15 protein-coding genes are annotated in these 13,535 nt (G+C 70.7%); 2 read left to right on the top strand and 13 right to left on the bottom strand.

Annotated features, from left to right (window positions below; translation table 11 throughout):
- Both ACH4S9_RS14400 and ACH4S9_RS14395 read right to left on the bottom strand, forming a co-directional pair.
- Positions 1–585 carry a tripartite tricarboxylate transporter TctB family protein gene (locus ACH4S9_RS14400; RefSeq protein ID WP_398371992.1) on the bottom strand — a complete coding sequence of 195 codons (585 nt, stop codon included), beginning with the start codon at positions 583–585 and terminating at the stop codon, positions 1–3.
- Positions 582–1,595 (bottom strand): Bug family tripartite tricarboxylate transporter substrate binding protein, encoded by a 1,014-nt coding sequence (locus tag ACH4S9_RS14395; protein ID WP_398371990.1) that lies wholly within the window; start codon positions 1,593–1,595, stop codon positions 582–584. The genes ACH4S9_RS14400 and ACH4S9_RS14395 overlap by 4 nt, the downstream gene beginning before the upstream one ends.
- A gap of 180 nt (positions 1,596–1,775) precedes the next feature.
- Between ACH4S9_RS14395 and ACH4S9_RS14390 the strand changes: the two genes are divergently transcribed.
- Both ACH4S9_RS14390 and ACH4S9_RS14385 read left to right on the top strand, forming a co-directional pair.
- A complete protein-coding gene (locus ACH4S9_RS14390; RefSeq protein WP_398371988.1) occupies positions 1,776–2,858 on the top strand; it encodes a DUF5937 family protein in 1,083 nt (360 codons plus the stop codon).
- A gap of 128 nt (positions 2,859–2,986) precedes the next feature.
- Positions 2,987–3,817, top strand: coding sequence for an alpha/beta hydrolase (locus tag ACH4S9_RS14385; protein WP_385346516.1), 831 nt, complete (start codon positions 2,987–2,989; stop codon positions 3,815–3,817).
- A 163-nt stretch (positions 3,818–3,980) separates the two neighbouring features.
- On the opposite strand, the gene ACH4S9_RS14380 is transcribed toward ACH4S9_RS14385, so the two are convergent.
- From ACH4S9_RS14380 to ACH4S9_RS14330, 11 genes are all read right to left on the bottom strand, one after another.
- Positions 3,981–5,021, bottom strand: a complete 1,041-nt coding sequence (locus ACH4S9_RS14380; RefSeq protein ID WP_398371985.1) for an MBL fold metallo-hydrolase — start codon at positions 5,019–5,021, stop codon at positions 3,981–3,983.
- A 79-nt stretch (positions 5,022–5,100) separates the two neighbouring features.
- The gene (locus tag ACH4S9_RS14375; RefSeq protein ID WP_385346512.1) at positions 5,101–6,618 is read right to left on the bottom strand and encodes a class I adenylate-forming enzyme family protein; all 1,518 of its coding nucleotides are present in this window, start codon (positions 6,616–6,618) and stop codon (positions 5,101–5,103) included.
- 43 nt (positions 6,619–6,661) lie between these two features.
- Positions 6,662–6,982: an EthD family reductase gene (locus ACH4S9_RS14370; protein WP_358645245.1), complete on the bottom strand. Its 321-nt coding sequence runs from the start codon at positions 6,980–6,982 to the stop codon at positions 6,662–6,664.
- A 57-nt stretch (positions 6,983–7,039) separates the two neighbouring features.
- Entirely contained in the window at positions 7,040–7,417 is a 378-nt protein-coding gene (locus ACH4S9_RS14365) for a hypothetical protein (RefSeq protein WP_358645246.1), read from the bottom strand.
- Positions 7,414–7,788, bottom strand: a complete 375-nt coding sequence (locus ACH4S9_RS14360) for a nuclear transport factor 2 family protein (protein WP_385346509.1) — start codon at positions 7,786–7,788, stop codon at positions 7,414–7,416. Before ACH4S9_RS14360 ends, ACH4S9_RS14365 begins: the two co-directional genes overlap by 4 nt.
- Positions 7,789–8,040: 252 nt before the next feature.
- Positions 8,041–8,664 carry a TetR/AcrR family transcriptional regulator gene (locus ACH4S9_RS14355; protein ID WP_385346507.1) on the bottom strand — a complete coding sequence of 208 codons (624 nt, stop codon included), beginning with the start codon at positions 8,662–8,664 and terminating at the stop codon, positions 8,041–8,043.
- Positions 8,665–8,754: 90 nt separating this feature from the next.
- Positions 8,755–9,903: an acetyl-CoA C-acetyltransferase gene (locus ACH4S9_RS14350; protein WP_385346505.1), complete on the bottom strand. Its 1,149-nt coding sequence runs from the start codon at positions 9,901–9,903 to the stop codon at positions 8,755–8,757.
- 28 nt (positions 9,904–9,931) lie between these two features.
- On the bottom strand, positions 9,932–10,726 hold the full coding sequence (locus ACH4S9_RS14345) for an enoyl-CoA hydratase/isomerase family protein (protein WP_385346503.1): 795 nt from the start codon (positions 10,724–10,726) through the stop codon (positions 9,932–9,934).
- A complete protein-coding gene (locus ACH4S9_RS14340) occupies positions 10,723–11,502 on the bottom strand; it encodes an SDR family NAD(P)-dependent oxidoreductase (RefSeq protein ID WP_398371981.1) in 780 nt (259 codons plus the stop codon). Before ACH4S9_RS14340 ends, ACH4S9_RS14345 begins: the two co-directional genes overlap by 4 nt.
- Positions 11,499–12,275 (bottom strand): SDR family oxidoreductase, encoded by a 777-nt coding sequence (locus ACH4S9_RS14335; RefSeq protein WP_014182406.1) that lies wholly within the window; start codon positions 12,273–12,275, stop codon positions 11,499–11,501. Before ACH4S9_RS14335 ends, ACH4S9_RS14340 begins: the two co-directional genes overlap by 4 nt.
- On the bottom strand, positions 12,272–13,525 hold the full coding sequence (locus tag ACH4S9_RS14330; RefSeq protein WP_385346499.1) for an acyl-CoA dehydrogenase family protein: 1,254 nt from the start codon (positions 13,523–13,525) through the stop codon (positions 12,272–12,274). The genes ACH4S9_RS14335 and ACH4S9_RS14330 overlap by 4 nt, the downstream gene beginning before the upstream one ends.
- Positions 13,526–13,535 lie beyond the last annotated feature (10 nt).

The raw sequence follows: 13,535 nt of genomic DNA, 5'->3' as shown, positions 1-13,535 counted from the left end.
TCAGAATGCCAATCGGACGATGCCGGGCGGCAGATGTATGCCCAGCAGACGGTCGAAGAGGAAGTACACGGCCAGGGCCAGCACCAGGCCGATCAGGGCGTCGCGCAGGGTCCGGCGGCTGCCGAGCACCCGCGCGACCAGGGTGAAGAGCACGGCGGTCGACTGCCAGTAGCCGCACGGCTCCAGCGCGAACAGATAGCAGACCAGCAGCGCGAGCAGGGCCGCGACCGGGCGCCACTCGGTCAGCCTGGCCTCCTCGCGCGCCTGCTCGGTCTGCGCGGGGTCGGTGTCGCGGAAGGCCTGGACGACGGCGACCACGGCCGATACGCACAGCCCCGCACCGACCAGCAAGGGGAACGCCCGGGGGCCCACGTCCTGCTCGATGCCCGCCTTCGGGATGGCGAAGGCCCAGCCCAGCACGGCCACGCCGGCCGCGAGGAAGAGAAGCGCGGCAATCCTCGGCCCCCACGGCCGCTCGCCGGTCCCGACAAGGTCACCCGTTCCGGTCCCCTGCCGGGTCGCATCGGATACCTCGGGCGCACCGCCGGCCGACTCCGGCCCGCCCGCCGGGTTCCGCGCGCTCATGATCCGAGCCCCACTGCCTTGAGGGCCTGGCCGACCTGGCGCTGCTGCTTCTCGATCAGAGCACCGAACTTGTTCCCCGGCACCCATACACCCTTCCAGTCGTTCTGCTCCAACGTCCGCTTCCAGCACGAGGTCTGCCGCATCCGGTTCACCAGCGATACGATCGCCTGCTGCTCGTCGTCGTTGATCCCCGGCGGGGCCATGATCCCGCCGACGGTCTCCACGCTCTCGTCCGCGTAGCCGAGTTCGGCGAGCGTCGGAGCGTCGATGCCCTTGGGGGCGGCGTCGCCGGTGACCGCGAGGACTCGCAGCTTTCCGGCCTCGATCTGGGGACGGACCTCCGTCAGCGTGGACAGGCCGACCTTCGAGGCCCCGCTCAGCAGCAGGTTGAGGACTTCCCCGCCGCCACCGGTGGGCACATAGGTGACCTTGTTCGCCGGGACGCCCTCGGCCTTGGCGAAGGATGCCACCCTGATGTGGTCCGGGCCGCCCAGCGAGCCGCCCACCCACGAGGTCCCCTTGGGGTCCTTCCGCATGGCGGCCAGCACCGAGGCGAGGTCACGGAACGGCGACTTGGCCGGCACCACGATCGCGCTCGTGCTCACCGTCAGCCCTGCCACGGGAGTGAGCGAGGACAGCTTCACCGGGGAGTGGTTCTGGATGGCGCCACCGGTCATGGTGACGGTGTCCATGGTCATCAGCTGGTACGGATCGCCACCGCGCCCTGCCATCCGGGCGAGCCCGATCGTGCCGCCCGCGCCAGGGGCGTTGGTGACCGTGACGTCCTCGTCGATGATCTTGCAGGAGGTGAGCGCGGAGCTCATACCGCGCGCCCGGGCGTCCCAGCCGCCGCCGACGCTGCCGGGGGCCAGGATCGACAGACCGCGTGAGGGATAGCCGACGGCCGTACCCGAATCGTCCAGGGAACCGATGGTGCAGGCGGTGCTCACGGTGGCCGCCATGGTGACGACCAGAGCCAGGCGTGGGCCGCTTCTGAGAAGTGGGGGCATGAGGGATGCTCCGTTGCCGAGAGGGGACGGGGGACCGAGGGGGGCGGAGGACGGAGGGGGCGGAGGACGGAGGACAGGTGAGCGGGGAGTGAGAAGGGGAACGAGGCTCGGAGCTTCGCGGCCTCGTCCGGCACCCACAAGACGATTGACTCAAAGGCGTCAATGACCGACGCTGCCCGAATGCCCGTCGTGATCGAACTGGGGCCCGCCCCGGAGTTCCGCATCAGCACCCGACTTTCCCCGCTCGCCGAGCTGTGCGCGTGTCTGCACGCACTGGACGGCCCACGCCACCATCCGGCCAGTCGGCGCTGGGTGGGCGCGGTGCTGCAGGGCGCGGACGAGCGGCTGCTCGAGCGGGCCGCGCGGTGGGCGCCGCTGTGGGGCGCGTTCCGCGCCCGCTACCTGCTGCCGCTCACCGCGGGCCCGGAGCGTGACCTGGAGGAGGAATTGGCGGAGGTGACGCGGCTGGATGAGAAGACGTTCACGGAGATGACCGAGCAGGCCCTCGTCGGCAAGAACAGCCATGGCCCGTGGTCCGGCGCCAGACAGGGCACCCGCTCGCCGGAGGGGTTCCTGGCCCGAGTGCGGCAGCTCTCCGAGCGCCGGTTCGCCTTGGGCGTGCGCCTGCTGGCCGATCCGTCCGGATTCCGCGACGCCCTCACCGCCTTCTTGTCCGCCGTGGCCGAGGAGGTCTTCGAAGCGGAATGGACCCGGCTGCGCGGCATCCTGGAAGCTGACGCGCGGGTCCGCTCCCATGAACAGGCCCGGTACGGCGCCCGGGTCCTGGCCGGATTCCCCACGGCCCGACTGGAGCAGGACCCGCCCAGAGTGGTCTTCGACAAGCTGTACAACGCGCGCGCCAGCCTCGCCGAGACCCCCTGCCTGCTGGTGCCTTCGCTGCACATCAACCCGCACCTGGCCGTCAAGCACTACCCCGGATATCCGGTCGTGGTGCAGTACCCGGTGCGCGACGGGGCGGGCGCGGAGCAGCCCGCCCTGGATACGGTGGTGCGCGGACTGCGCGCACTGGACGAGCCGCTGCGTATCCGGCTGTGCCGCGCGCTGCTGCGGCAGTCGATGACGACGACCGAGCTGGCCACCCAGTTCGAGATGACTCCCCCGCAGATGTCACGCCATCTGCGCAAGCTCCGGGAAGCCGGAATGGTGCACACCCACCGGCAGGGCGCGCGGGTGCACTACCAGCTGGACGAGGAGGCTGTGCGCAATCTGGGCGTCGATCTGCTCGCCGCGCTGCATCGCTGACTGTCGGATGCTGCCACGGGAGGACGGCGGATCGACAACTATTGACGCTCGTGCGGCAATCATCTTGAGTCCGTATGCGGCCGTTGCTGATCGTTGCGGAGACCCGCAACGGCAGAAGGAAGCGATACGTGACCCCCCGCGTCAAGACCACCAAGGCGTTCTACCGCACCGGCTCCACCACCGTGTTCGCGTCGCAGCACGACCAGCGGTTCTCATACTGTCTGCACATCCCGTCCGTGCACGAGACCACCAGCACACCGCTGCCCCTGATGGTGATCCAGCACGGCACCGGACGCACCGCGGCCCAGTACCGGGACGCGATGGCCGAGTTTTCTGAAGCACACGGCTGCGCCGTGCTCGCCCCGCTGTTCCCGGCGGGCATCGGGGACCCGGACGACCTGCACAACTTCAAGTTCATCGAGTACCGCGGCATCCGGTACGACGAGGTGCTGCTCGCGATCGTGGCCGAGGCCGGGGAACGGTTCACCATCGACACCGAGCGCTTTCTGCTGCAGGGCTTCTCGGGCGGTGGCCAGTTCGCGCACCGCTTTCTGTATCTGCACCCCGACCGGCTCTGCGCAGTGTCCATCGGCGCCCCGGGCCGAGTCACGCTGATCGATCCCGACCGCGAATGGTGGCTGGGCACGGCGGGCTTCGAGGAGCGCTTCGGCACCCCCGTCCGGCTGGAGGAGATCCGCAAGGTGCCGGTGCACATGGTGGTCGGAGCGGAGGACACCGAGACCTGGGAAATCAACAACCCGGGCGACTCCAACTGGATGGACGGCGCCGACGCCGTCGGCCACACCCGTGTGGAGCGCATCACCGCCCTGCGTGATAACTACACCGAGCTGGGCATCGACGTCACACTCGATATCGTGCCCGGAGTGGCGCACCAAGGCATGGGCGTGCTGGATGCCGTCCGGCAGTTCGCGGCACGTGTCCTTCCGCGCGTCTCCTGAAGCAGCGGCATCACGGATTCACGCTTCGACTCGGCGCGGTGAGAGGACAGCCGGGCTGCGGTGAGGATGGACCTCCGGGAGGGGTTCAGCTCCCGAGCACCTCGGAGCCCCGGAGCAGGCGCCCGACCCGCGGCACCACCCGCGCTTGGCTGCGCCCGTACGGTCACCGTACGCGCGTGTACTGGTTGACTCCGCCGGCGAACGCCACCGTCGCCCGCCCCCGCAGCACCAGAACATCCAGGTGCGCGGCCGTCTCATTGACGGCGAGCATCTGGTTGAAGGCACTCAGCTCGCCGAACGGCACTGCGCGGCGCGTCCATGCGAGCTTGTGCGCCACCTCGTGGGCGTCGAGCGTGTCCTCGCCCAGCGCCGCCAGACTCCTGGCCAGCCGTTCGTCGTGGTGCACAAGCAGCTCGGCGACCCGGGTGTGGGCGCTGTCGGCCACCGGTCCGTGCGCGGGCAGCAGGCGGGCGTCGGCGTAGCGGGTCATCAGCCGCAGCGAGTTCAGATAGTCGGCGAGCGGACGGCCACCGGGCTCGGCCAGTTCGAAGCCGATGGACGGGGTGATGTGCGGCAGGACGTGATCCCCGGAGAACAGCAGCCCCCGCTGCTCGTCCAGGAAGACCACATGGCCCTTGGTGTGTCCGGGAGTGGGTACGACACGCAGCTCGCGGTGGCCGAAGCGGAGGGTCCCGGCGCCGAGCCAGCGATCGGGGGCCTCCCACACCCTTGGGTCGTAGCCGCCGTGGTCCATCGCCTCGATACGGTCGGCGAGCTCCCCGGCTCCCGCCGCACGCAGGGTCCGCAGTGAGCCGACGGGCTGGTCGCTGCGCAGTCGGTCGAGCATCTCCAGGCCCGGGCGTTCCCCCGCGCCGAGGTAGACGCGCGAGCCCAGCGACCGGCGCAGTTCCACCGCATGCGTGTAGTGGTCGCGGTGGATGTGGGTGACCAGGATGTGGCTGATGTCGAGGGGGTCACGGTCGATGGCGCCCAGGGCCTCCTCGAGCGCCTTGCGCGCCTCGGGGATCGCCCAGCCGCCGTCGATCATGACGATGCGGCCGTCGTCGGCCAGGTCTTCCAGGAGGTAGACGTTGACGGCGTGCAGGCCGTCACCCGGAAGCGGCAGGGGCACGCGGTGCACCCCGGGCTGTACCGTCTGGATTCCGGAAGCCGCCCACGGGCCTTGGCCGAACCGCGTTGTCATGATCCTCCTCGTTGGTGTGCCGGCCTGGGTCACGCCGGGTGACATGCCTGGCGGCACCGCCCGCGCATGCGCTGACTCGTCAGGGCCGGTCGGCCCCACGGGCATGCAGCCTGACGGCAAGGTCCCGGGCCCCGCCCCGGTCGAGCTTGCCGACCTTCGTCTGGGGCAGCTCCTCGATGCCGTACACGTACTCCGGCCACTTGGTCCTGGACAGACCGGCGCTCTCCAGGTGGCCGGTCACCTCGGCCAGGTCGATACCGCCGCCGTCTTCGGTGACGACGAGCAGCGCCACGCGTTCGCCGAGGACATCGTCGGGGACCGGCGTGACACAGACCCTGGCCACCCGCGGGTGGCCGGCGACCGCGCGCTCTATCTCGGTGATGTCGATGTTGCGGCCACCTCGGATGATGATGTCCTTCTCGCGGCCCATGATGGTGACGGTGCCGTCCTCGTGGGCCATCAGCAGGTCGCCGGTGGACAGATAGCCGTCCTCGGTCAGCACCGGCGGATCGGCCTTCCCGTCACGGGCATAGCCGAGGAAGAGGGAAGGGCCGCGCACATGTGCCCGGCCGGTCAGACCGGTGCCGGCCACCTGACCGTCGGGGGTGAGCGCGTGCAGGTCCGTCCCCGGAAAGGGGCGGCCGTCTCTGCCGAGCCGGATCTCCTCGGCGTCGTCGGGGCTCGGCGAGGTGTGGCCCAGACACTCGGACATGCCGAAGACACGGAGGATCTTCGTGCCCAGGGACCGCTCGGCGCGGGCCAGGGCTCCGCGGTCCATCGGCCCGCCGCCGACAGTGATCGACCGGACGCCCCGGAGGATGCCGGAGCCGGCCGCCTCCGCGCCCATCTGCAGCGCCATGGTCGGTACGCACATGGTCCATCTGACGCCGGTGTCGGCCATCCGCCGCAGTGCGACCGCCCTGTCCCACTTCCCCGTCATGACGAGCGGCCCGCGCAGCAGGAGGGAGAGGTAGACCCCGAAGCAGTACGCCGCCGTCGACGACAGCGGCACGATCGCGGCAACGGCGTCGCCCGGCGACAGGCCGTTGACGGTGATGGTGGTCGTGGCGGCATAGCGCAGGGCCCGCTCGGACTGTACGACGCCTTTGGCCCGCCCGGTCGACCCGGAGGTCAGGCCGATCAGGACGCCACCCGACCACCGCGACACCTCACGCCTGTGGGGTGTGGACAGGCACGTCCAGCCGTCGAGCACCGTCCGCGCCGGGCCGGGCAGCCGTGTCCGCACCGCCCACTCGTCCATCACCGAGGCCTCGGCGACGACGGCGTCCGGGCGGATGTCCTCCCAGGCGGCAGCGGACTCGGCAGCGGTGGTGTGCCGGTTGATCAGCGCGATGACCCCGCCATCCCCGCCCGCCAGGCCCACGGCAAGGGTGGCGGCCACGGTGCGCCATGAGTTGTCCGCCTGGACCAGAACGGTGCCGACCGCTCCGTCGGCCGTACCGGCGGAGAGCGCTCCGGCCAGCCGCGTGGCCTCGTCGAGCAGCTGCCGGGCCGTATGGCTGCCGAAGTCGTCGATCACGGCGACGAAGTCGGCTTCGTCCGCCCTCTGCTGGAACTCCCGCACTACCTGTCGCATCCTGCCCCTCGCTGCGCTGTGCCGAACTCCGTGTCGGGCGGCCTCAGGCGGTGAACATCTCCGCCTCGTGCCCCATGACCGCGATGCGGCGGCCCTTCATGTCGCCGACCTGGGCGACGGCATCGGCCCACTCGGGGCTCGCGAGGGCCTTCTTCAGGTCCTCAGGGGAGTCGAAGCCGAGCACGGAGATCCCGTCCCAGCCTTCGGAGCGCGGCTCCAGAGCGGCATCGATCTCGGTGTGCCGCCAGGCACGCAGCCCGGGCAGGCGACAGGTCAGCTCCGCGTGGTCGCCACGCCACCACGCGATGAACCGCTCGTGCGTCCACTCCGGGGGCCGGGCCGCCAGCAGGACAAGGTTGTACATGACAGTGCTCCGCACGGGGTCGAGGGAATGTGGGCGATCGGTCCGACGGACCTTCGGTCAGGTGAAGCGGATCTCGGACGAGCGCCCGATCAGCAGGCGCTCCAGCCGTCCTTCGCCGTTCACCCGCCCGGCGGCGACGAAGCTGGCCTCGGGGACACCGGCGCGCCGTACCTCGCCCAGGAAGAGCTCGTCCTGGCCGAGCGTGGTTGCCGACAGCAGATGGTGGGTGCGGGTGCCCCTCTCACGCTGTTCGAGGTAGCCCACCAGGGCGGCGCGGTCCCCGGCGAAGTCGGTGGCGTTGCCGTCGCCGGTCGAGAACAGGATGGACAGCGAGAAGTCGTCGCTGATCAGGTCGAGGATCCGGGAAGGCTCATCGCCGTCGAGGATCTCGAACCACGCGGTGAGGAAGGGGGCCGCGGTCGGGGTGTCCGTCATGCCCGGCTCCTGTCGTCCGGCCGGGCCCAGTCGACCAGCTCGAACGACGTGGTGAAGAAGGACTGGTAGCGCGCCAGCAGCCCGCCGGGCGAGATCACCGCGGCCGAGAGGAAGGAGCCGGTGTACCGTCCGCCCTCCGTCACCACTCCGTACACGGTCTCGACGTCGCCGTCCCGGCTGTGGCGCAGGATCTCGTGCGCCCGGTCCACGGGATTGCGGCCGGCGATGTACGCGGCGAAGTCCTCCCTGGACGTGCCGGTGACCTCACGGCCCGGCAGGGCGATGAGGAATCGGAAGTCGGGTTCCAGCAGGTCCAGCGTCCGTTCCGGATGGCGGCTGTCCATGCCGGCCATATATGCGCGCAACGCCATGAGTGCGCCCTTTCAGTTGGCGGCCTTTCGCCAGGGCCTCAGATCAACCTGAGTCAAGTTCAATTCAGTTTGGATGGTAATCCCGGAGAAACACGGCTGACAAGAGTCCGTGCACCACGACCGGCACCACGACCGCCCATGCCATCGGCGCGGCCTCGAACCCGGGCAGCACAAAGCCCCCGGCGGAGGTCCGGGGGCTGGAAACGGCAGGGTGGCTCAGGGGCCAGGGATCAGGGCTCAGGGCTCAGAGCGTCAGGTGGCGACCATCCGCACACAGGCACCCTCGATCAGTTCGCTGATCTCCGACAGCGGCGTCGGCCCCGACGGCCGGTACCACCGCCAGACGCTGACGATCAGACCGAGCACACCCGCGCCCAGCAGTTGTGCGTCCCGAAGCGGGAACACGCCCATGGACATGCCCCGCACCAGCAGGTTCGTCCAGTCCCGCTCGACGAGCTGGACCAGCCTCCGGGCCTCGACGCGCTCGGCCTCCTCCCGCTTGGACTTGCGCGGGCCGGCGAGCAGGTCCATGTGGTTGTGCAGGATGCGCATCTGCAGGACCTCGTGGTCGGATACGTCGTACGCCGCGCGTACGGCCGCCCGGAGTGCCTCGACCGGGTCCGTGACGTCCGCGGTCGTCTCCGCGAACTTGTCGTGGGAGCGCTTGAGTTCCAGCCGCATGATGGTGAGCAGGCAGTGGGTCTTGGACTCGAAGTAGTGATACAGCGCCGTCTGCCCGATGCCGACCCGCTCCGCCACGCTGGACCACTTGGTGGCCTCGAAGCCCGTCTCGCCGAAGCAGTCGACGGCGGCCGCCAGGATGGCGGCACGCTTGGACCTCGGTCCCGCTTCCGGTTCAACGATCCTCGTCGCCATGTCCTGTCTCCTGGCCGCCGCCCACCTCGTCGATACCCGAGAGTAGACCCAAGCTGAACTCGGTTGCCAATCGGCTCGGGGTGACTCGGGTCAAAGGCGCTCCAAGACGATCGCGTTCGCCATGCCGCCGCCCTCGCACATCGTCTGCAGGCCATGGCGTCCGCCGGTCCTGCGCAGCTGGTGGACGAGCGTGGTCATGAGCCGGGCCCCGGTGGCGCCGAGCGGATGCCCGAGCGCGATGGCGCCGCCGAAGGCGTTGACGCGGTCCAAGGGAGCGCCGATCTCCTTCTGCCAGGCGATGACGACCGAGGCGAAGGCCTCGTTGATCTCGACCAGGTCGATGTCGTCGATCGACAGCCCGGCCTTCTCCAGGACCCTCTCGGTGGCGGGGATCGGACCGGTCAGCATGTGGATCGGATCGGAGCCGACGACGGCCATGGTGTGCACGCGCGCCAGCGGGGTCAGACCGTGCCGACGCACCGCCTCCTCGGAGGCGATCAGCAGGGCCGCGGCGCCGTCGGAGATCTGGCTGGAAACGGCGGCGGTCAGCCGGCCGTCCTCGGTGAGGGTCTTCAGGCCGGCCATCTTCTCCAGGGTGGTGTCGGCGCGGGGGCCCTCATCGGCGGTGAGCCCGAAGGCCGGTGTGATCTCGTCGTCGAAGGCGCCGCCGGCCTGGGCGGCCAGGGCCCGCTGGTGGCTGGTGAGCGCGAACTCCTCCATGTCCGCGCGGGAGATGCCCCATTTCTCGGCGATCAGTTCGGCCCCGCGGAACTGTGAGAACTCCTGATCCCCGAAGCGCTCGCGCCAGCCGTTCCCCGCGTACGGGCTGCCCATACCGACCTGTTCGCCGACGGTCATGGGGGCGGCGATGGGCACCAGGCTCATCACCTCCACGCCGCCGGCGACCACCAGGTCGGCGGTTCCGGAGCCGACCGCCTGGGCTGCGAAGTGCACGGCCTGCTGGGAGGAACCGCACTGGCGGTCGATGGTGGTGCCGGGGACGTGCTGCGGCAGGCCCGCCGACAGCCAGGCGGTGCGTGCGATGTTGCCGGTCTGCGCGCCGATCTGGCTGACGCACCCGAAGTACACATCGTCCACGGCACCCGGGTCGGCGCCGGTGCGCTCCAGCAGGGCGCGCAGCACATGAGCGCCGAGGTCGGCGGGGTGCACGCCGCTGAGGGCGCCCTTGCGGCGGCCCACGGGGGTACGGACGGCTCCGACGATGAACGCTTCGGACATGGTGGCTCCATGGGTTTCGGGGAGGGGTTCAGGGCTTGAGCGCGATGCGCGTGAACTCGGGCGTCCGCTTGCCCAGGAAGGCGGCGACACCCTCACGGCCCACGTCGGAGGCGGCCGCGGCGGCGATCGCACGGGCCTCGCGGTCCAGGTGCGGACCGAGGTCCGCGGTCAGCCCGGCGACGACGAGCCGGCGGGTGGCGCCAAAAGCGGCGGTGGGTCCGCGCCGCAGGGCCTCGGCCGTGCGCGCGGCCTCGGCGGCCAGCCGGTCGGTGGCGACGACCCGGCTCACCAGTCCGATGTCCGCGGCCTCCGCCGCCGGGATGCGGCGGTTGGTCAGCAGCAGGTCCAGGGCCCGCTTGGGGCCGATGAGACGGGGCAGAAACCAGCTGACTCCGGCGTCCGGTGAGTAACCGATGCCGGTGTAGGCGGCGGTGAACGAGGCGTCGGCGGCGGCGAGCGTCACATCGGCGGACGCGGCCAGGCCGATGCCCGCACCGGCGATGGCTCCCTGTACGGCGGCCACCACGGGCGCGTCGCTCGCGGCGAACGTACGCAGGGCGTCGTGGAGCGCGGCGGTCACCGCGGTGAGGTGCTGGCGCAGTGCCTCGCCGGAGAGCCGGGAGAACTCCCTGAGGTCGCCGCCGACGCAGAAGGACTTCCCCTCCCCGGTCAGCAGCACGGCCCGTACGGCCTCGGCGGCGCAGGTCCGTGCCGCGTCCAGCAGTCCGCGCGCCATGTCCAGGTCGATGGCGTTGCCCGCCTCACCTCGGCGCAGGGTGACGCGGGCCAGGCCGCCGTCGTCGATCTCGATGCCGACCCTCATCGCGCGGTCCATCCGCCGTCGACGGTCAGGACCTGCCCGGTGCAGTACGAGGAGGCGTCCGAGGCGAGGAACAGCAGCGCGCCGTCGAGTTCATGCGCTCCGCCGCCGCGCCGCAGCAGGGTGTTGCGCTCGACCCAGCGGCTGGAGCGCTCGTCGCCGAAGAGGTCCGCGGTCATCTCGGTGCGGAACCAGCCCGGGGCCAGCGCGTTGACCCGGGTTCCCTCCGGGCCCCACTGACCGGCCAGCTCCCGGGTCAGCCCGATCAGTCCGGCCTTGGACGCCGCGTAGCTCGCGCCGCCGAGCGGGGCGGCGGTGACCAGGCCGAGGATGGAGGAGACATTGATGACGCTCCGGCTCGGCGCGTGGTCCCCAGCGGGTGACTCCGCCACGAGACGTGCCAGGTGGAAGGGCGCAGTGAGGTTGACGCCGAGGACATCCGCGAAGGCGCCCGGGGATTCGTCCTCGGCGCGGGTCTCGCCTGAGGTGGCCGCGTTGTTGACCAGGATGTCGACGCGGCCGGTGGCGGCCCGCGCGGTCTCGACCAGCCGCGTACGGTCGGCGGCGAGCGAGACGTCGCAGCCGACGGGGTGGATGCGCTCACCTCCGTCGGCGAGTTCCGTCAGCCGGTCGACTCGCCGGGCGGCGGCGAACACGGTGGCGCCGGCCCGCGCGAGGACGGCGGCGAAGCGTGCGCCGAGCCCGGCGGAGGCGCCGGTGACCAGGGCCGTCCTGCCCTGGAGCGAGAACAGCTCCGCGGCGGGTCGTGGCGCGGTCATCCATCCACCCCGATCGGCAGAGCGGTCGCACCGCCGTCGAGCACCAGGGTCTGGCCGGTCATCCATGAGGAGGCGTCGGAGGCCAGGAACAGCGCCGCCTGTGCCACATCCTCCACCGTGCCGAGGCGCCGCAACGGGAGTTTGGCGGTGAGGATCGGCTCGCGGACCTCCCACACCGCCCGCGCCAGTTCGGTCTTGATCAGTCCGGGGGCGATGGCGTTGACGCGGGCGCGTGGCCCGAGTTCGTAGGCGAGCTGCCGGGTCATGTGCAGCATGGCGGCCTTGGTGGCGTTGTAGTAGCCGATATGCGGATCGACGATGAGCCCGCCGACGGAGGCGATGTTGACCACCGCTCCCCCGTGCTCGGCCATCCAGGCCCGCCAGGCGTACCGGGTCCAGGAGATCATGCCGTACTGGTTGACGCGGACGGTCTTCTCCGCGCGCGGCAGGTCCAGGTCGAGCAGATCGCCGTGGTACGGGTTGGTCGCCGCGTTGTTGACGAGGACGTCGACCCGGCCGAAGCGGGACATGGTCTCGTCGACGCAGGCCTCGGCCTGCTCCGGTTCACCGGCGTTCGCCACCACCGTGTGAACGTCGCCGTCGCCCTTGACGCGCAGCAACTCCTCGCACGCCTCGGCCAGTCCGGCCGGCTTACGGGCCGCGAGCACCACATGTGCGCCGGCCGCCCGGTAGGCGGTGGCGATGCCCAGGCCGATGCCGCGGGATCCGCCGGTGATGACGGCGACCTTGCCGTCGAGGCTGTTGGCGCTCACACTGCCCCCGTCTTCGTGTCGGTCTTCGTGCTCGTCTTCGTGTGGGTCTTGTCGTACTTCGCGAGTTCCTGGCGGGCCACCGTCCGCAGATGCACTTCGTCGGGGCCGTCGGCGATTTGCAGCGCCCGTGTGATGGCGTACAGCCGGGCCAGTACGGTGTCGTCGCTGACCCCCGCCGCGCCGTGCGCCTGCACCGCGCGGTCGACCACCTTGTGCGCGACCTCCAGCGCCGCGACCTTGATCGCGGCGACCTCCATGCGGGCGGCGGCGTTGCCGACGGTGTCCATCAGCCAGGCCGACTTGAGGACGAGGAGACGCACCTGCTCGATCTCGATGCGGCTGCGGGCGATCCACTCCCGGACCACCCCCCGGTCGGCGAGGGGCGCGCCGAAGGCGACGCGTTCGGTGACGCGCTCGCACATCAGCCGCAGGGCGCGCTCGGCGAAGCCCACGGCGCGCATCGCGTAGTGCATCCGCCCCGGACCCAGCCGCCCCTGGGCGAGCGCGAAGCCCTCGCCCTCACCGCCGAGGATGTTCTCCACCGGCACGCGGACGTCGTCGAAGAGCACGTCGCCGTGTCCGAGCCGGTCGGTGTAGCCGAACATCGGCAGGTCGCGCAGAACCGTGACGCCCGGGGTGTCCCGGGGGATGAGCAGCATGCTCTGCTGCCGGTAGGTGGGCGCCTTGGGGTCGGTCTTGCCCATCAGGATGATCAGCTTGCAGTCGGGGTCGAGGATCCCGGAGGTGTACCACTTGCGGCCGTTGACGACGTAGACGTCGCCGTCGCGGGTGATGCGGGTGCGGATGTTGCGGGCGTCGGAGCTGGCGACCTCCGGCTCGGTCATGGCGAAGCACGAGCGGATCTCCGCCTCGAGCAGGGGACGCAGCCAGCGCTCCTGCTGCTCGGGCGTACCGTACAGCGCCAGCAACTCCATGTTGCCGGTGTCGGGCGCCGAGCAGTTGAACACCTCGGGGCCGATGACGGAGCGGCCCGCCAGCTCGGCGAGCGGCGCGTACTCCAGGTTGCTGAGCCCCGCGCCCCAGTCGCCGTGCGCCATGAAGAGGTTCCACAGGCCCTCGGCGCGGGCCTTCTCCTTCAGCTCGGCCATCACCGGCGGCAGGGCATGCGGGTCATGCGCCTCGGTGAGCTGCCGGTCGTAGACCGCTTCCGCGGGAAAGACATAGCTGTCCATGAACGACCGCATGCGGCCCTGGAGTTCACTCGCCCGGGGCGAGAATCCGAAATCCACGATTGCTCCT

The organism is Streptomyces sp. NPDC021225 (genome assembly GCF_044332865.1).
Lineage (GTDB): Bacteria > Actinomycetota > Actinomycetes > Streptomycetales > Streptomycetaceae > Streptomyces.
The sequence above is the reverse complement of the archived record's forward strand: the minus strand, read 5'-3'. Positions and strand labels throughout refer to the sequence as shown.

Coding starts and splice junctions, on each gene's coding strand:
- ACH4S9_RS14365 (WP_358645246.1), bottom strand. CDS start 7,417: ATGACGGACACCCCGACCGCGGCCCCCTTCCTCACCGCGTGGTTCGAG.
- ACH4S9_RS14395 (WP_398371990.1), bottom strand. CDS start 1,595: ATGCCCCCACTTCTCAGAAGCGGCCCACGCCTGGCTCTGGTCGTCACC.
- ACH4S9_RS14350 (WP_385346505.1), bottom strand. CDS start 9,903: ATGTCCGAAGCGTTCATCGTCGGAGCCGTCCGTACCCCCGTGGGCCGC.
- ACH4S9_RS14400 (WP_398371992.1), bottom strand. CDS start 585: ATGAGCGCGCGGAACCCGGCGGGCGGGCCGGAGTCGGCCGGCGGTGCG.
- ACH4S9_RS14370 (WP_358645245.1), bottom strand. CDS start 6,982: ATGTACAACCTTGTCCTGCTGGCGGCCCGGCCCCCGGAGTGGACGCAC.
- ACH4S9_RS14375 (WP_385346512.1), bottom strand. CDS start 6,618: ATGCGACAGGTAGTGCGGGAGTTCCAGCAGAGGGCGGACGAAGCCGAC.
- ACH4S9_RS14355 (WP_385346507.1), bottom strand. CDS start 8,664: ATGGCGACGAGGATCGTTGAACCGGAAGCGGGACCGAGGTCCAAGCGT.
- ACH4S9_RS14390 (WP_398371988.1), top strand. CDS start 1,776: ATGCCCGTCGTGATCGAACTGGGGCCCGCCCCGGAGTTCCGCATCAGC.
- ACH4S9_RS14380 (WP_398371985.1), bottom strand. CDS start 5,021: ATGACAACGCGGTTCGGCCAAGGCCCGTGGGCGGCTTCCGGAATCCAG.
- ACH4S9_RS14340 (WP_398371981.1), bottom strand. CDS start 11,502: ATGACCGCGCCACGACCCGCCGCGGAGCTGTTCTCGCTCCAGGGCAGG.
- ACH4S9_RS14345 (WP_385346503.1), bottom strand. CDS start 10,726: ATGAGGGTCGGCATCGAGATCGACGACGGCGGCCTGGCCCGCGTCACC.
- ACH4S9_RS14360 (WP_385346509.1), bottom strand. CDS start 7,788: ATGGCGTTGCGCGCATATATGGCCGGCATGGACAGCCGCCATCCGGAA.